Source organism: Methanogenium cariaci JCM 10550, assembly GCF_001315945.1.
Taxonomy (GTDB): domain Archaea; phylum Halobacteriota; class Methanomicrobia; order Methanomicrobiales; family Methanomicrobiaceae; genus Methanogenium; species Methanogenium cariaci.
In genome coordinates, this window is sequence record NZ_BBBG01000031.1 from 1 (window position 1) to 15,001 (window position 15,001).

Below are 15,001 nucleotides of genomic sequence, written 5' to 3' on the forward strand. Positions count from 1 at the left end.
GTCAGCGGGGGGGTGGCCAGGGATGCGGTCGAAGCGGTCGTCGGAACAACGGTGGTGGGCACCGGCGTCTCCGTCCCCTGCGGCATCGCATGCATCAGGGCAAAGACACTGAAGCGGGTCACGTGTGCGGTGACCGTCCGTGTCACCGCGTTGACCGAGGTCGGCACCCCCCCTCATAGGCACCGGTCACTTCATTATAGCGCATGACCGTAAGCGGTCGGCCGCCTGCCATGAGGGCCTCCCATTCCTCCCCCCCGGTAAAGCTGAAGACGAGCGCAATGGCAGGCGAGAACGTCGCACCGGCAGGGCCGCAGGTGTAGGCGTAGTCGGTGAGGGCAAAGGCGGCGCCTGCTTCAGGTGCAGGTGCACCGGACGCTACGATGGTCACTTCACGGAGCGATTTCCCGTCTTTGTCACGGGCCACCACCCCCCCTTTCGAAATGACCAGTGTCCCGATGCTATCCCCCCCGGCATCCACCTCGACCCCCCCCGCAAGCACAGTCCCCCCCTGCGAGCCGGTCACCAGGAAACCCGTTTCATCGTAGGACATCGCCGCCAGACTGCCGTCATCCCCCCCGTCGCTGACGGGCATTGTCACGGAGATGAGATCCGGACGGGTCAGTTCACTCTGTCCGGTGGGGCCCGTTACGTTCAGGGTCACCGAATAGCGGCCGACCGTGGTATACTGGTGTTCCGGGTTTTGCAGCTCAGAAATCTGGCCGTCCCCCCCGAAGGACCAGTGCCAGTCGGTAATGTTCCCGGTCGATTCGTCCTGGAACCGGACCGTCAGGGGGGGGAACGGCCCCCGGTGGGGGGGGCGGCGGTGAAATTGGCCACCGGTGCGGGATAATACACAAGCGGCAGGAGATCAACGTTGCCTACGTCAAGCACAAACGAGGCATTGCAGAAACCGTCGCCCCCGGTCAGGGGGGGTGATCTGCGACCAGCCGGTGCCGTCCGGTTTTGCCCAGTAGTTACCGCCCAAAAAGGGGGGGCCGTTCACGATATTCAGGCCGGGTGCCTTTGATATGTTCCAGGAAGATCCGGTGACGACCCCCCCTGAGAGAGGTCGACATTCTCCTCATTGAGGAAGTAGTTGTTCCAGAATGTGGCGTTGGTGGAATCATACATACCGATACCGGGACCCACGCTGTCGCGGATCACGCAGCCGGTGACCTGAATGGTATCTCCCCCCCCGAGGATCAGGCCGACGAGATTGGCGTCAGCGGTCACATCCACCAGGGATACCCGAGCGCTGTCCTCCACATCAATTCCGGCGAAGTTGTTATCGCTGGCGTTCACCTGCTGAAGGGAGATATTCCAACAGTTTTCTGCATAGATTCCCGTGCCCTCGTCCATTCCCCCCCCGATGTTCCGGGCGGCCTCTGCACCGGTCATCCAAAGATCGTCCGAGGCCACGAGAGAAAATCCCGTGTTGGTGTTATCGTTGGCGACGGACGCTTCGATACGCACGTCATCACTCTCCTGGATCAAAAACCCGTTCACGTTCTGTGTTGCGGTCACGTTCGTGATCACGGCCCGGTCGGATGCCAGCAGGAATACGCCGAAGAGATTGTTTGCGAGGTCGAGGTCCCGGATGATGAGGTCCGGACAGGAGATCCCGTAGATTGTTCCCGCCCCCCCGGTGGCAGCGTCAACAACGGCACCGGGCTGGTCCACAAGGTAGGAGACGACCCGGCCGTTGACGGTATTGGAGGTATCGACCTGGTGGAGGTAGTTCTCATATGCGTTGCCGTCGACGCCGAAATTCAGTTCGTTGTCATGCATCACATTGCCAATCAGCGTTGCATTCCGGCTGGTGTCAAGCAGGATGCCAAAGCCGCATTCGCTCACCGTGTTGTTTTGGACGAGGTAATCGTTTCTGATGAGCATATGCCCCCAGCCGCTCCCCGATATGGTGTTCTCCGCGATGACGGCGTTCATCACCGGGTCGTCAGTCGGGGGGGCCGTCATGAAGATACCGCCGTTGCCCCCGTTGGTGTGGAACTGGTTGCCCAGCACTTGGGTGTCTTTCGCATACTCGTTCCAGATACCGGTGTTGACATTTCCGTCAACGACACAGTTGGAGACAAGCAGACCGGTGTTGTTCGTCGACAGGATGCCATAGCCGCCGACGGCAGGGAGTTCTTCGCCCCCCCATCCATTATGGCTGACGGTGGAGTTCAGGATGTGGGTGCCGGGGGAATTGCTCACGTCAATGCCGCTACCGCCAAAGAAGACGCCTCCTTCTTCCAGGGGTATGTTGTCGGTCACGGTGCAGTTCTGGACAATGAGACCGGGGGATTGGTCAATGCCAATCCCGTCCTGGTTGCCGGTCGCCCGGACTTGTTGGAGCATGCCGTTCTCCACCCCCCCGGTTACCCCCCCAAGGCCAAACTCCCAGCCGCTGACGGAGAGGTTGGTGACGCTGACATTGTGGAGCGTTTCGGAGAGGTTTTCGGCCCGCACCCCAGTGGTATTCAGGCTCAATACCCCTTCGAGGTGATGGCCCCCGCCGTCAAGGAAGACGTCGGATGACTGTATCCACAGGGCCGTCTGTGCACCCGATTCGGAGAGGTTGTTCGTGAGCAGATAGCACCCGGACGGTCGATTACGGCCGGGGCGGTGATCGGGGTCAGATCTTCCGGAACCTGAAGCAAAAAGGAGTCGGTTTCCGGGGCCGTATCATTCGGTGCCAAAGGGGGATCTGCAGGTCATCTGCTGCCCCCCCGCACCCCCACCAAAAGGAAAGAGAAAAATGCGATCATCAGCGCAATGCCGGTGATCGGTGTGTAACTGGACATGGCGGTATCATACAGTATATTCGTATAAGATGGTTTCTGCGAGAAAGCAGGAGAGGAGGGATGGTTTTGATGGTGGCTTTTGGATGAGATGGTGAAATGGGACTGCCCACGACTGAAGTCATAGCCCCCCCCTGCCTGTATAAACTTATAGTATACCCGAAGTTTTTTGCAGGATTTGTTCAGATATACCCGAAGTTATTGGCGGGTGTGATCCCTCATGACCCCCTTTTTCGATCCGGTGAGGTCGAATCGGGGGGGCATAGAATAAACGTATTTTGGTGTTTTTCGGATGCATCATTTTCGGGGGGGAAAAATACGGCAGGAATTTCTGCTATTTGCTCTGAATACGATAGATCATGGACTAATACGGGCACGCTGTTGGCGGATGGTTTGAGAGGATGTGCAGGGTGTCCGGGGGGGTGAGAAAGGCCCGCTCCGGGCGTCTGTGGGGGGGGATGGTTTTTTTGGGGGGGCAATGGGAGAGGTTTTGAGATGATTTGTACGATATTTAAGGGTTATTTAACAGAAATTTGAGAAATTCAGGGGTTTGATCAGACGGGATTCCTCCGATGCATCTGTCTGTCATGCAGAATTCCCGGGGTGAAAGACGCTGCCTCTTTTCTTCCCCCCCCACCCCCCCGAACTACTAACGAAATACTAATTTATGTAAAATTAGTATTTTATAGATCCCGATCAAAATACTAATGAAATACTAATCTGTATCAAATTAGTATTTGGCAGGTCGCACTCATGAACAAACTCCCTGAAAAACCACCCGAAGCCTGGGATGAAATAGCCTTTCAGACAATCGAAAAAATACATCAGGACTCCGCGTTCGTAAAGGTGGTGACCGAATACAACAGCCGTTACCTTGCCTGGGATGACCTCACCTACCGCATCCCCGATCCGGAGAAGAGGATGACGGCCTGGGCGGTGATGAAGATGCTTCGCGCCATGCGCTACGAGGCCGTTCCCTTTCCCCCCCCTCTCCCTCAAATACTCGACCACCCCCCCCGAGATCTCGCGCAGCCTCCACATCTTCGACCAGTACCTCTCGGGCACCCTCCGGGTTCACAACAAGACCATCAGACTTGAACAGTCCTACATCATCAACTCCCTCATGGAGGAGTCCATCGCCTCCAGTATCCTCGAAGGGGGGGCGGCGACCACCCGCAATGTTGCCAAAGAGATGCTCAGAAAAGGGAGAGGCCCAAGGAACACCTCCGAGCAGATGGTGATCAACAACTACCGGGCCATGCGCTTCATCCGGGAAAAGAAGGACTTTCCCCCCCTCACCCCCCCGGAGTTCATCCTTGCCCTCCACCGCACCGTCACCGAGAACACCCTGGACGATGTCTTCGTCGGACGTTTCAGGGACAATAACGAGATCGTCGTCGCCGACCCCGTCACCGGCGTCGTCCATCACACCCCTCCGGAGTACACCGAGGTCCCCCCCGGCCTCATCGACGCCCTCTGCCGGTTCGCAAACGCCGCCGACGATGACGATACCGGCATCTTCATTCACCCCCCCATCGTCCGGGGGGGCATCATCCTCCACTTCCTCATCGGCTACATCCACCCCTTCGAGGACGGCAATGGCAGGACCGCACGCAGCATCTTCTACTGGTACGTCCTCTCGCAGGGCTACTGGCTCTTCGAGTACATGCCCATCTCCCGGATCATCCTGCGGTCCAAGAAAGACTATGCCCTCGCCTACCTCCACAGCGAATACGACGAGATGGACCTCACCTACTTCATCCAGTATCAGATCCAATGCATCGAGGAGGCCCGCAAAGACCTGCTCGCCTATATCGAGAGAAAGCAGAGCGAGCAGAACGCGACCAAAGCGATGATAAAAACGGTTCGGAACATCAGTCAAAGGCAGGCAGACATTCTCAGGCGATGATGGAACACCGCGAGCAGTATTTCACCATCAGAGAGATTTCGGAGACGCACGATGTTGTCTACCAGACGGCCAGAACCGACCTCCTCGACCTTGCCGGGAAAGGCTACATCAGAAAGGAAAAACGCGGCCGAGAGTTCATGTTCATCTTCAATGAAGACTGCAACCTCGAGAACGAGACACAATAGATAAAAAAACCCGGCAGATGAAACAGACGGGGGGGCACCTTCACCAAATATTATGATAGAGGGACCGGTTCAGGGGGGGAATGAATCCCTTCGGGTAAAAGAAGGATGAGAGAAATTCTCTTCCGTACTATCCCAACAGGCTACCCTGCCCCCCCGGAGGAATCCGGAAGGTTTCCGTCTCACCAACCATCCGCCAGTGACCAAAGATGCTGCATGAAGAATGCCAGCGCCTTCCGGGTTCCCTCTCTTGCCCGAACACTGTCCTGATACCCCCCCATGGTGACGGTCATCTGCCCCCCCCGGAACGTGCTGGTGATAAAACAGCTGGCGGGCATGGAGCATCCGGGATAGCAGACATAGGCATCCGTGAGCCCTTGCATATCCGGGAGGGTTAAGGTCCGGGATTCGAGAGGAAGATATCCGCAAGACCCGAAGTCTGAAGGGCCGCCATCTCCTCCACCATCTGCTGAATCTGTCTGCCTTCCGGGTCGGAGCACCGGTCCATCCGAACCTGTTCACGGATGCCGATGGCGTCTCCCTTCAGGAGCTTTGTCTCCCTGATGACCCGGGGGAGCAGGTCTTTCATCCCTTCTTTCCCCCCCCGGCGTTCGAGAGGAAAGCAGACATTGGCGGCCTGGTTGCTCATCACCCGTGAGCCGTCGTTTCTGTGCTGGCGCAGGTTGACGGGGAAGAAGACGTCCATCGGCCCCCCCCGATGGCCGGTGAGGTCACTCATGGAAAGAAAGTAGGCTGCCAGGAGCCCGTCGTTGAGACTGCCCCCCCGAGCGTTCGTGCAGAGCTGCGCATTGCCGTAAGTGCAGGAGAGCTGACGCATTCCCGGTGATACGTGGAAGGCCGGGATGACGTCCCGAACGGATCGGGCCACATGGGATTGATCACGTCCATATCCGGGGGGGACGGGTGTTGCTTCCGGATCCATTTCCTGAGTCCAGAGGGTGTCACGTTCCGGGATTCCCCCCCTTGTGCGGGAGAGATGCTGCCGGGCGTCTGGTATTCCTGCAACAGCTGGGACATGAGCGTGTGCAGACCGAATGCATCGGCGGCGGCATGGGCGAGGTTGATGACGATCACATCACCCGAAGGTCGGCGCAGCAACCGTACGCGAAACTGCAGCGGCCCGGAGGGATCGACGGGGGGGCCGGTGACCCGGGGGGGGTGGTAGTTTTCGTCGCATTCCTCCACCCGCACCGGAGGGACCGGGACATCTGCCATCTCCCAGACCGCCGGGCAATTTCCCCCCCGGACAAGACGGCTGTGAAGCACGGGATGGGCCATGAGACATGCCTGAGCGGCCTTTTCCAGAGCGTCCGGGTCAAGGTTCCGGTCAAACTCCATCACCCCCCCGCACAGGGTGGCATCGCCCATGAGCCTGACGGAATCGGTGAACAAGTCAAGAGAGGAGGCCGGACGGGTGTGCATGCTTAGAGGTAGGACTTCGGGAGCAATGAATTTGCATGATATGGTGTATGCAGGCTACGCCCCCCCCGCCACCTACTGCCGGGGGGGGAGGTGGAGTGGTTGGATGGGTGGCCGAGAATGGGTCGGGTGTTGTAGTTCTCCGAAAAAAGGTTCGGCATGGAGGTGTCATATCGCATCAGAAATGGTGTGAAGGGTAAAGCGCTGTTCAAGAATGGGGGGGCGATGTTTTTTCGGAAAAATCGCAATTGTAAGAATTATCATATACAACGCTTAATTTACCATTATGAATACCTCCGAGTCGCTCAATCTATTTTCCCTCTATTCTCGGAATGATCTCAAAAAATTGTTTCAAATTAAGGATGCGACAATAAATAACGGGATATTCAAGCCGAAAGGCCACTCTTCGGTCTGGCTATTTGTGACGAAAAATAAAACCTTAGACCATACTGATTACTATGATGATCTCGATGGTTCAAAATTAACATTTGAAGGGCAGACCGCAGGGAGAACGGATCAGATGATTCTTGACCATGAAATAGATGGCAATGAGATAATTCTTTTTTATCGAGAAAAAGGGACGAACACCCGAAATATGCGTTTAAATATTGTGGGAGATTCCAATACGAAAGCCATTCAAGAGACAAACCGAAAAGATTTGTTCTTCATGCAATGGATTTGGGCGTTTCAGATTTATGAGCTGAGGTTCCGCATCCCCGGATCATTTTCGTTAAAATAATTTTTTGGGCTCTTCGCTTTTCTGTGTAAGTACGGTACCTTTGGCCCGGCCCGCCAACCCCCCCCGCACAGAAAACCGGGACGCGAAACGGAACTCTCCCATGACACTGCTTCGTATCCCCCCCCATACTCCGTGAGAATAAACCAAACATCCCCCCCCACCACAACAGCTAAATCAGATTGTCTAATATATTAGACATATGTCTAAAATATTGAACATGAATGACAACACGCTCATGCTACTCTCCACATTTTCCAACGGATACGATAATGAATATTATATCCGGGAAATGTGTCGCCATCTCCCTTTCAGTCACGGGACGGTGCAGACAATTCTTGTCCGGTTAGAAGAGAAACGTGTGCTCTCATCCTCAAAGCGTGGTAAAATCCGGCTCTTCCGGATAAAACACGGTGAGATTTCGATCCAGTATTTTACCCTGACTGAGATCTATAAAAAGATCCGCTTTCTGGAAAAAGAGCCATACATATCAGAAATTCTGAACAAAATCGCCACATTTTCGGAAGGGATTGTTCTTCTCTTCGGAAGTTACGCAACCGGCACCGCTACAGAAGATTCCGACATCGACATCTTCATCGCAGGAACTACCGATGAAGAGGCAGTGAAAAAACTGGAAAAACTGTATCATATCGAAATTAATACCATAGTATACCCAAAAACAGCGTTTGCTTCGCAGGAACAATTCGATCCTCTCCTGACAGAAGTGAAGAAAAACCATATCGTCTGGAAGAACGCGGACTCGTTTGTCCGGGAGGTTCTCGCATGAAAGATAAACTGGCGTGGTGTGCCGGAATCAAAAACGGCATCAAACTTGTCGAACCGAATGACAATCTTGCATCTGCATACCAGATAAAGGCGGAAGAAGCCTGGAGGCAATGCATTCCGTATCCTCGTTTGACTGGAAGATCTCAACCGGATACTATTCTCTGTATTTCTCCCTGTACTCACTGCTTATGAAAATCGGGATCAAGTCTGAAAACCATAGCTGCACCATCGAAATTATGCGGAATCTTCTCAATGAATACTTCACTCCCGATGAATGTGATCTGTTAGATACGGCACGACGGGCACGTGTGGAAACACAGTATTATGTCACAACTACAGTCTCCGAGGAGTTTTCCGCCACGCTTTCAAAGCGTGTACCCCCGGTTTCTGGTTACCTGCAAATCCGTTGTCAACGGACTTGATGAAAAACAGGTGCAGGAATTGCGCAAGACATTGATGATTCTGATTGATGAGGGTCGAAACCAACCGTGAGACAAGATACCATGGCTTCCCGATCAAAGAGATGCCTGAATTTTTGGAACCATACATCCTGAGTGCAGATTTTTTACAACCCATCCGGAACCAAACGTCCAAAGCAACTGATTTCTCAAAAATGCGGGGGGGTTATAGTGAGCCTGTCCATCCAATACCGATTTGACAGGATACTAGTTTTCTCAAGTATTTCTACAAGGCCAAAAAAATATTATTTTCAGTAAATATTCAACTGACATTCAGATTACAGTATCTCGTCGCCGAAACCCAGTAAGCAGACCCTGGAGAAAGCGTGGACGTCAACTGGTAGCTCTGCAGTTGGGGGGGATTATACAAATATACATTCATCTGAACAGCCCCTTCCGGAGTCACCTGAAGGTCGTCAAACGCGACTGGATCATACACAGAACCGATCATATTCCAGCCCGGAGTTAAATTCGCTCCATAGCAATTCAGTTCAGTTCCCGTTGCTCTGATGGTGCATTCTGCCGTTGCTGCCACCCAGTAGCCTCTGCACGGTTCCAAAGTGGCGATGTCCGATGCAACATAAGAACGCACCTCAGGGTTGTACGTATAGATAACATCTGAAACCTCAGGAGGAAGCGTTAGGTTAGCATCGGTGATCGGTATGGATATCATGTTCCAGCCAGGTGAGAGGGGGGGAGCTCAATGGTTGAGACAGATGGAGACATGTTTGTCACAGAAATATACTCATGTTTTGTCAGTGAATCGGTGCCTTCTGCATTTGAGACCGTGAGGGTGACATCATAGGTTCCTGCGTTCTGGTAGGTATGTGTTGGATTTTGATCAGTGGAGGTGGCACCGTCGCCGAAGTTCCAGGACCAGGAGGTTGGGGTGCCTGTTGATGTGTCGGTGAACTGCACCGTCAGAGGGGCGGTGCCGGTGGTGATGTTGGCGGTGAAATTCGCCTCCATTAGTGAGAGGGTCTCCACACGGAGACAGACATCTGTGGTCTCTGGGGGGGAATATCTACCGGCGACATCGTCGTCGATCTTGGTGGCAGTAATGCTAAGATTCGTAGTGCCGGGGGGGGCATCGCCTCTTATCGTCAGGTTGCAAAGGGTGAGATTCGTCACACCGCTGTCGACCGAACCCATGAGGTCGACTGCCTGAACATACACTGAATCAGCAGGAAGACTTCCATTTACAGGCATGATCGCCCATGGGGGGGATAGGACACACCGACAATATCAGCAACATATGGTTCGGTGAGAGAGACGGTAATATTAAACCCGGAAAGTCCGGCGGGAGCGGTATCCATCACCAGTGCGTAGCAGGCCCTCTCACCGGGAACTATCGTCGCATCAACCGGGCTGAACGAGAGCCCTGTTCGAAAGGATGGTGTTGGGGGGGTGTCCCCCTACCGTGATGGAGGTGGAGGCAGTGGTCGGTGCATACCGTCCGGCGACATCGTCGTCGATCTTGGCGGCAGTGATGCTCAGGTTTGTGGTGCCGGGTGTGTCGCCGCGGAGGGTCAGGGTGCAAAGGGTGAGGTTCGTTGCACCAGCACCGATCGAACCCATGAGGTCGATCGCCTGTGCATACACCGTGTCGGCAGGAAGGCTGCCATTCACCGGCATGTTCGCCCATGGGGGGGGATATGATACCCCCCCGACGATCTCTGCAACAGATGGTTCGGTGAGAGAGACAGTAATATTGAACCCGGAAAGTCCAGTCGGAGCGGTATCCATCACCAGTGCGTAGCAGGCTCTCTCACCGGGAACTATCGTCGCATCAACCGGGCTGAACGAGAGCCCTGTTCGAAGGGATGGTGTTGGGGGGGTTGGGGGGGGTTGGGGGGGGTTGGTGCCGGGGATGTCCCCTACCGTGATGGGGGGGGTGGAGGCAGTGGTCGATGCATACCGTCCGGCGACATCGTCGTCGATCTTGGCGGCAGTGATGCTCAGGTTTGTGGTGCCGGGTGTGTCGCCGCGTAGGGTCAGGGTGCAAAGGGTGAGGTTCGTTGCACCGGCACCGATCGAACCCATGAGGTCGATCGCCTGTGCATACACCGTGTCGGCAGGAAGGCTGCTGTTCACCGGCATGTTCGCCCATGGGGGATATGATACTCCGACGATCTCTGCAACAGATGGTTCGGTGAGAGAGACCGTAATATTGAACCCGGAGAGACCAGAGGGAACGGCATCCATCACCACCGCCACGGTGGTGGTTTCACCCACCTCAAGGGTGGCGTCAGCGGCATCAAGGATGATTTGAGGTCCATCTGCCGCAACGACGCCCGTTGCCAGCAGTGAGAGGAGAAGGAGGAACAAAAGGGATCGTCGGTATTGCACTACCATGATCATTCACCTCGTTTCATCTTCAACAGAAGGAGTGCACACAGTGCCAGACCGGCAAGGCAGGAAGTGCCCCAGTCAAAACCAGGTGTCGCCTCGGCCGGAGTGGTCGTCTGTTCGTCGGCAGGGGGGGTTGGTGGGGGGGAGGGAGATGAAGATTGAGAAGGAGATGTGGTCACAATCTCTGTCGTCTCGGATGTCGGGGGGGGCAACGGTGAAGATGAAGGTTTCTCGCTAATTACCTCTACTGTAGGTGAAGGTGATACCTCCCGCTCCGTCGGCCCGTCCCCCCCTGTTTCGATCGTCGCCGCATTTCCCGCCCCGATCCACACTGGCACTTGCAAGGGATTGAGGGTATAGCGCTCGCCCAAGTCGTCATCAACGATGCCCGGCGTCACCGTCAACACGGCCTTGCCATCGGTGAGTGCCCTGATGGTGATGGTAGCGAGGAAGACCGGGCCGTCTCCGGGTTCTGACTTCATCCCCAAGTCAACGGCCTGGATCCAGGTGTTCGCCGTCGGCATGGTGCCGTTCATCGGCATATTCCCCCCAGTCAGGATATCCGACCGCCACGATCTCGGCAATACCGGTCGGGTTCAGGGTAAGGCTCAGATTATAGCCAGAGAGTCCTGCCGTGACACCGTCCAAGGTGATCGTCAGGTCTGCTGTGCTCCCTCCTGCCGGGAGGGAGAGGAGATCAGGCCCCCCCCAGCGCCGGTGATGCCAAGGCCGGACAAGTGAGGGAAGCAAGGGCTACAACACAGAGGATGGCTGTAAACGTTCGCATGCTCCATTACACCATCTGGTAGAGTTTGACCACATCGTTGAAACCGACAAATCCACTTCCATCGTAGTCGAATGCCGCAAGCGGCTGTTTCGACTCGATGAAGTTCATGTTCTTGTAGTAGATAACCACATCATTGAACCCGATGAAGTCGTTGCCGTCGAGATCTTCATACAAACCGTCACCGTCCAGGTCAGTCGGTGGTGAGAAGTTGCCGCCGGCAGGGTTCGGGAACGGCACTGTAGCCTGCACGGTCAGAGAGGCATAGACAAAGGTAGGTTCGTAGCGTCCTCCTACGTCATCGTCAACAGTTCGGGCAGTGATCCTCATGACCGCTGTTCCGGGCGCATCACCATGGACGGTAAGAGTGCAGAGTGTCACATTTATCATCCTGGCTTTACCACATCTTGAATATCAACTGCCTTAAGGAATACTTGATCTGCCGGGAATGAACTGTTCATCGGAATTTTTGCCCAGGATGGATAGGTAGCCCCCCCGACCATTTCGCAACGTCTGTGCCTGTCGAAGTGGTGAGAGCACTCAAGCAAGGTGGCTCCGGTGACGGACCATCCGGAGACCACGGGAGCAGGTCTGCGGTGATATTATACCCAGAGAGACCCTCAGTAACGTTTTCAAGCACTATTGTAAATTCCTGTGTTTCACCTACGGCGAGCGTCGATGATGATGGGAAAGTAGTAACCTTAGTTGTTGCCACTGGTAAACATGAAACTTTAATGTAGTCATTGATGTTCAGGGTGTCAGACCCACCTTCATTTTTTACAGTGAGGCTGACAGCGTAATTTTCGGCAGTTGTGTAGGTGTGCACCGGGTGCTGTTCCGTTGACATCCCACCGTCGCCGAACGTCCAGTTCCATGCTGTTGGGTTCCCTGCGGAGGTGTCGGAAAACTGCACTGAAAAAGGGAGAGATCCTGCTGTGGCATTGGCTGTGAAACTAGCAACCGGAGCCTCTATTATATTATTTCTTTGTTCAATAACGGATATTGTCTTATCACCCGGATTGGTTACAAAAACCCTGCATGTCAAAGGATCGAAGGCCACATACGTAGGAAAGTGCCCCACTTCAACTACCGAGACCACGCTGTTTGTAGAAGTATTTATTATACTTAATGTGTCCGAAAACTGATTTGCCACAAATATGTGGCTATCCGATTTGGCAATGCCAACCGCCTCTTTACCAACCTGAATGGATGATATTATTTGATTCGTTTTTGTATCAATGATCTCAACCAAGCCCGCTTGCCAATCACCTGCTGTGACATACGCGTAATCACCAACGATTGCTACAGCCTTAGGCGGGCTGTCCATTGGGATGGTGGCCACAACAGAATTGGTATCTGTATTTATCACGCTGACAGATTTCGATAAATCATTGACGTTTGAAACATAGGCCCTTCTGGTAATGGGATTAATTTCAATACATATCGGATTAATCCCCACTGGAATGGAGGCAGTAATCGAATTGGTATTAGTATTTATCACACTGACGGTAGCAGGATCCCCATTTGTCCAGTGGACATTATTTGTTACAAAGATTTTGTCATTAAGCGTTGCAACACCCAAAGGATCACAGCCAACCGGAATATACGTAGAGATAGTATCATCGTCCGTGTTGATAACGGCCAACTGACCATTTGAACCGAGATTACTAAGTGCTATGTATGCTTTGTTCCCTGAAAAATCAATATATCCGGGGGCAAGCCCCGGGATAAGGACTGAATGAAATTGTGTTAATTATTTCATTAGAATCCAAATCAATAACCGTTATACCGGCAGGATCACTTCCTACGTAAGCTTTAGATCCACTGATCGCAACCGCCCGTGGCATTTTTTCTTCGGTGAGTTGTATTGTGTCTATGACCTCCCACGTTTCTGAGCCTGATGGGTTGTCTGCTGCTATCGTCAGGGTCTTTATGCTTGACCATTCAGAGGATGCGCCTTTTGCGTCGGTTGCTTTTGCCTTTACGGAATATGTGTCTGCGTTGCTCCAACTATGAGAGGCACTTGCAGCGATGCCTGAAGTGACAAACCCAGTCTCAGACGTTTCCCCCGTCGCCCCCCCAGTCAAACGTGAATTTAACCTCATCACCGTCAGGGTCAGTAGCAGAGGTTGTGTAGGCGTAGAGAGTACCCGGAGCTCCATCCGTCTCGCCGTAGGGAGTCGACGGACTGTTCGGAGGAGTGTTCGTATCTATTGTCACAGCCAGTGCACTCGACCATCCGGATGATTCGCCGTTACTATCGGTAGCCTTCGCCTTTACGAAATAGGTGCCGGCACTGGACCAGCTGTGAGATACAATTTTTGCTCCCTGAAGGAACAAAACCAGTCTCAGAAGTTTCCCCCGTCGCCCCCAGTCAAACGTGAATTTAACCTCATCACCGTCAGGGTCAGTAGCAGAGGTTGTGTAGGCGTAGAGAGTGCCCGGAGCTCCATCCGTCTCGCCGTAGGGAGTCGACGGACTGTTCGGAGGAGTGCATTCCGAATCGATTGTCACGGCCAGTGCACTCGACCATCCGGATGATTCGCCGTTACTATCGGTAGCCTTCGCCTTCACGAAATAGGTGCCGGCACTGGACCAGCTGTGAGAATCAATTTTAGTGCTGCCGGAACTGACAAGGGTGGTCTCAGACGTTTTCCCGTCACCCCAGTCAAATGTGTATTTGACTTGGTCACCATTTGGGTCGGTAGCAGAGGTCACGTATGCATAGAGAGTGCCAGGAACTCCATTGGTCTCACCGTTGGGAGTCGAAGGAGTGTTCGGAGGAGTGTTTTCCGAATCTATTCTCACGATCAGTGCACTCGACCATCCGGATGATTCGCCGTTACTATCGGTAGCCTTCGCCTTCACGAAATAGGTGCCGACACTGGACCAGCTGTGAGATACAATTTTTTGCTCCCTGAAGGAACAAAACCAGTCTCAGACGTTTCCCCCCCGTCGCCCCCCCAGTCAAACGTGAATTTAACCTCATCACCGTCAGGGTCAGTAGCAGAGGTTGTGTAGGCGTAGAGAGTACCCGGAGCTCCATCCGTCTCGCCGTAGGGAGTCGACGGAGTGTTCGGAGGTTCGTTTACCTTGGTTTGGAAATATAGTCTTATTTCTGAATATTCACTATCTTTCCCTGCTTTGTGTGCCTGCATATTCCAGCAGTATTCTTCGCCATTTACCAGTTTACCGATTGGAACAGACCATGATGTGCCATAAACGGGGCTTTGATCTATGACAAGATTACTAAATCCATAAGGATACTTACTAACGTAAATGGAGTAGTAGTCAGCCCCCCCGCCCTCGCTTGCCGCCCATTGTAACGTTGGAGTAAGTGTTTCTATTGTTATCCCGGGTCCTGTAATTATACCAGGAGTGAGGGGGGGGTAGGAGGATTTGGAATAATTGCCTTTTTTCCACTGTACACCCTGATGCCCCCCCAAATCCGATTTGCCGGATCGTAGGTCGAACCTGCTGTATTGTATTTCGTTGCGTAACAATTTTCATTGAGCCTATGAATCTGTCCGTCCCAAGGATCATTTAAAATATA

Annotated in this window: 22 protein-coding genes; 7 read left to right on the plus strand and 15 right to left on the minus strand. The window is 53.7% G+C overall.

Features of this window, described 5'->3' with window-relative positions:
• Nucleotides 1-142 precede the first annotated feature (142 nt).
• The 3 genes from JCM10550_RS15735 to JCM10550_RS15740 form a co-directional block, all read right to left on the minus strand.
• Entirely contained in the window at nucleotides 143-661 is a 519-nt protein-coding gene (locus JCM10550_RS15735; RefSeq protein WP_062400524.1) for a hypothetical protein, read from the minus strand.
• Nucleotides 662-883: 222 nt separating this feature from the next.
• Complete coding sequence (locus JCM10550_RS25435; protein ID WP_281175443.1) at nucleotides 884-1,003, minus strand: hypothetical protein; 120 nt, start codon at nucleotides 1,001-1,003, stop codon at nucleotides 884-886.
• 5 nt (nucleotides 1,004-1,008) lie between these two features.
• A complete protein-coding gene (locus tag JCM10550_RS15740) occupies nucleotides 1,009-2,469 on the minus strand; it encodes a right-handed parallel beta-helix repeat-containing protein (protein WP_157200367.1) in 1,461 nt (486 codons plus the stop codon).
• A 1,085-nt stretch (nucleotides 2,470-3,554) separates the two neighbouring features.
• On the opposite strand from JCM10550_RS15740, the gene JCM10550_RS23845 reads away from it, so the two are divergent.
• From JCM10550_RS23845 to JCM10550_RS23855, 3 genes are read left to right on the plus strand one after another with little or no spacing between them, the layout of a single operon-like run.
• Nucleotides 3,555-3,899: a hypothetical protein gene (locus JCM10550_RS23845; RefSeq protein WP_245619386.1), complete on the plus strand. Its 345-nt coding sequence runs from the start codon at nucleotides 3,555-3,557 to the stop codon at nucleotides 3,897-3,899.
• 25 nt (nucleotides 3,900-3,924) lie between these two features.
• Complete coding sequence (locus JCM10550_RS23850; RefSeq protein WP_062400532.1) at nucleotides 3,925-4,710, plus strand: Fic family protein; 786 nt, start codon at nucleotides 3,925-3,927, stop codon at nucleotides 4,708-4,710.
• A complete protein-coding gene (locus JCM10550_RS23855; protein WP_062400534.1) occupies nucleotides 4,707-4,895 on the plus strand; it encodes a DeoR family transcriptional regulator in 189 nt (62 codons plus the stop codon). Before JCM10550_RS23850 ends, JCM10550_RS23855 begins: the two co-directional genes overlap by 4 nt.
• A gap of 179 nt (nucleotides 4,896-5,074) precedes the next feature.
• Here the strand turns inward: JCM10550_RS23855 and JCM10550_RS15765 are convergent, their stop codons facing one another.
• Genes JCM10550_RS15765 through JCM10550_RS15775 form a run of 3 tightly spaced genes read right to left on the minus strand, consistent with a single transcriptional unit; the run spans nucleotide 5,075 to nucleotide 6,335 of the window.
• Nucleotides 5,075-5,275 carry a hypothetical protein gene (locus JCM10550_RS15765; RefSeq protein WP_062400536.1) on the minus strand — a complete coding sequence of 67 codons (201 nt, stop codon included), beginning with the start codon at nucleotides 5,273-5,275 and terminating at the stop codon, nucleotides 5,075-5,077.
• 11 nt (nucleotides 5,276-5,286) lie between these two features.
• Nucleotides 5,287-5,631, minus strand: a complete 345-nt coding sequence (locus tag JCM10550_RS15770) for a hypothetical protein (protein ID WP_062400538.1) — start codon at nucleotides 5,629-5,631, stop codon at nucleotides 5,287-5,289.
• Nucleotides 5,628-6,335 (minus strand): hypothetical protein, encoded by a 708-nt coding sequence (locus JCM10550_RS15775; protein ID WP_062400540.1) that lies wholly within the window; start codon nucleotides 6,333-6,335, stop codon nucleotides 5,628-5,630. The genes JCM10550_RS15770 and JCM10550_RS15775 overlap by 4 nt, the downstream gene beginning before the upstream one ends.
• Before the next feature lie 25 nt (nucleotides 6,336-6,360).
• Between JCM10550_RS15775 and JCM10550_RS19320 the strand changes: the two genes are divergently transcribed.
• From JCM10550_RS19320 to JCM10550_RS15790, 4 genes are all read left to right on the plus strand, one after another.
• Nucleotides 6,361-6,525 carry a hypothetical protein gene (locus JCM10550_RS19320; protein ID WP_218185268.1) on the plus strand — a complete coding sequence of 55 codons (165 nt, stop codon included), beginning with the start codon at nucleotides 6,361-6,363 and terminating at the stop codon, nucleotides 6,523-6,525.
• Nucleotides 6,526-6,618: 93 nt separating this feature from the next.
• Nucleotides 6,619-7,071 (plus strand): hypothetical protein, encoded by a 453-nt coding sequence (locus JCM10550_RS15780; RefSeq protein WP_062400541.1) that lies wholly within the window; start codon nucleotides 6,619-6,621, stop codon nucleotides 7,069-7,071.
• Between the two features lie 217 nt (nucleotides 7,072-7,288).
• Complete coding sequence (locus JCM10550_RS15785) at nucleotides 7,289-7,855, plus strand: nucleotidyltransferase domain-containing protein (RefSeq protein ID WP_172673941.1); 567 nt, start codon at nucleotides 7,289-7,291, stop codon at nucleotides 7,853-7,855.
• Nucleotides 7,856-7,964: 109 nt separating this feature from the next.
• Nucleotides 7,965-8,276, plus strand: a complete 312-nt coding sequence (locus JCM10550_RS15790; RefSeq protein WP_062400545.1) for a hypothetical protein — start codon at nucleotides 7,965-7,967, stop codon at nucleotides 8,274-8,276.
• A 298-nt stretch (nucleotides 8,277-8,574) separates the two neighbouring features.
• Here the strand turns inward: JCM10550_RS15790 and JCM10550_RS15795 are convergent, their stop codons facing one another.
• From JCM10550_RS15795 to JCM10550_RS15835, 9 genes are all read right to left on the minus strand, one after another.
• Complete coding sequence (locus tag JCM10550_RS15795; RefSeq protein ID WP_157200369.1) at nucleotides 8,575-8,904, minus strand: hypothetical protein; 330 nt, start codon at nucleotides 8,902-8,904, stop codon at nucleotides 8,575-8,577.
• A gap of 77 nt (nucleotides 8,905-8,981) precedes the next feature.
• Nucleotides 8,982-9,488 carry a PKD domain-containing protein gene (locus JCM10550_RS15800; RefSeq protein ID WP_245619388.1) on the minus strand — a complete coding sequence of 169 codons (507 nt, stop codon included), beginning with the start codon at nucleotides 9,486-9,488 and terminating at the stop codon, nucleotides 8,982-8,984.
• A 183-nt stretch (nucleotides 9,489-9,671) separates the two neighbouring features.
• The gene (locus tag JCM10550_RS15805; protein WP_157200370.1) at nucleotides 9,672-10,667 is read right to left on the minus strand and encodes a hypothetical protein; all 996 of its coding nucleotides are present in this window, start codon (nucleotides 10,665-10,667) and stop codon (nucleotides 9,672-9,674) included.
• Between the two features lie 2 nt (nucleotides 10,668-10,669).
• Complete coding sequence (locus tag JCM10550_RS15810) at nucleotides 10,670-11,200, minus strand: hypothetical protein (protein WP_172673942.1); 531 nt, start codon at nucleotides 11,198-11,200, stop codon at nucleotides 10,670-10,672.
• On the minus strand, nucleotides 11,154-11,414 hold the full coding sequence (locus JCM10550_RS15815; protein WP_062400554.1) for a hypothetical protein: 261 nt from the start codon (nucleotides 11,412-11,414) through the stop codon (nucleotides 11,154-11,156). The genes JCM10550_RS15810 and JCM10550_RS15815 overlap by 47 nt, the downstream gene beginning before the upstream one ends.
• 43 nt (nucleotides 11,415-11,457) lie before the next feature.
• Entirely contained in the window at nucleotides 11,458-11,829 is a 372-nt protein-coding gene (locus JCM10550_RS15820; protein WP_157200372.1) for a hypothetical protein, read from the minus strand.
• A gap of 76 nt (nucleotides 11,830-11,905) precedes the next feature.
• On the minus strand, nucleotides 11,906-13,093 hold the full coding sequence (locus JCM10550_RS23860) for a PKD domain-containing protein (protein ID WP_157200373.1): 1,188 nt from the start codon (nucleotides 13,091-13,093) through the stop codon (nucleotides 11,906-11,908).
• 410 nt (nucleotides 13,094-13,503) lie between these two features.
• Nucleotides 13,504-14,316: a PKD domain-containing protein gene (locus JCM10550_RS15830; protein ID WP_062400560.1), complete on the minus strand. Its 813-nt coding sequence runs from the start codon at nucleotides 14,314-14,316 to the stop codon at nucleotides 13,504-13,506.
• The gene (locus JCM10550_RS15835; protein ID WP_062400561.1) at nucleotides 14,313-14,894 is read right to left on the minus strand and encodes a hypothetical protein; all 582 of its coding nucleotides are present in this window, start codon (nucleotides 14,892-14,894) and stop codon (nucleotides 14,313-14,315) included. Before JCM10550_RS15835 ends, JCM10550_RS15830 begins: the two co-directional genes overlap by 4 nt.
• Between the last annotated feature and the right edge of the window lie 107 nt (nucleotides 14,895-15,001).

Bases quoted from the DNA above. Each gene is read 5' to 3' on its own strand.
- JCM10550_RS23845 (WP_245619386.1), top strand. From the start codon at position 3,555: ATGAACAAACTCCCTGAAAAACCACCCGAAGCCTGGGATGAAATAGCC.
- JCM10550_RS23850 (WP_062400532.1), top strand. From the start codon at position 3,925: ATGGAGGAGTCCATCGCCTCCAGTATCCTCGAAGGGGGGGCGGCGACC.
- JCM10550_RS23855 (WP_062400534.1), top strand. From the start codon at position 4,707: ATGATGGAACACCGCGAGCAGTATTTCACCATCAGAGAGATTTCGGAG.
- JCM10550_RS15765 (WP_062400536.1), bottom strand. From the start codon at position 5,275: ATGCAAGGGCTCACGGATGCCTATGTCTGCTATCCCGGATGCTCCATG.
- JCM10550_RS15770 (WP_062400538.1), bottom strand. From the start codon at position 5,631: ATGAGTGACCTCACCGGCCATCGGGGGGGGCCGATGGACGTCTTCTTC.
- JCM10550_RS15775 (WP_062400540.1), bottom strand. From the start codon at position 6,335: ATGCACACCCGTCCGGCCTCCTCTCTTGACTTGTTCACCGATTCCGTC.
- JCM10550_RS19320 (WP_218185268.1), top strand. From the start codon at position 6,361: ATGAATTTGCATGATATGGTGTATGCAGGCTACGCCCCCCCCGCCACC.
- JCM10550_RS15780 (WP_062400541.1), top strand. From the start codon at position 6,619: ATGAATACCTCCGAGTCGCTCAATCTATTTTCCCTCTATTCTCGGAAT.
- JCM10550_RS15785 (WP_172673941.1), top strand. From the start codon at position 7,289: ATGAATGACAACACGCTCATGCTACTCTCCACATTTTCCAACGGATAC.
- JCM10550_RS15790 (WP_062400545.1), top strand. From the start codon at position 7,965: ATGCATTCCGTATCCTCGTTTGACTGGAAGATCTCAACCGGATACTAT.
- JCM10550_RS15805 (WP_157200370.1), bottom strand. From the start codon at position 10,667: ATGGTAGTGCAATACCGACGATCCCTTTTGTTCCTCCTTCTCCTCTCA.
- JCM10550_RS15810 (WP_172673942.1), bottom strand. From the start codon at position 11,200: ATGAACGGCACCATGCCGACGGCGAACACCTGGATCCAGGCCGTTGAC.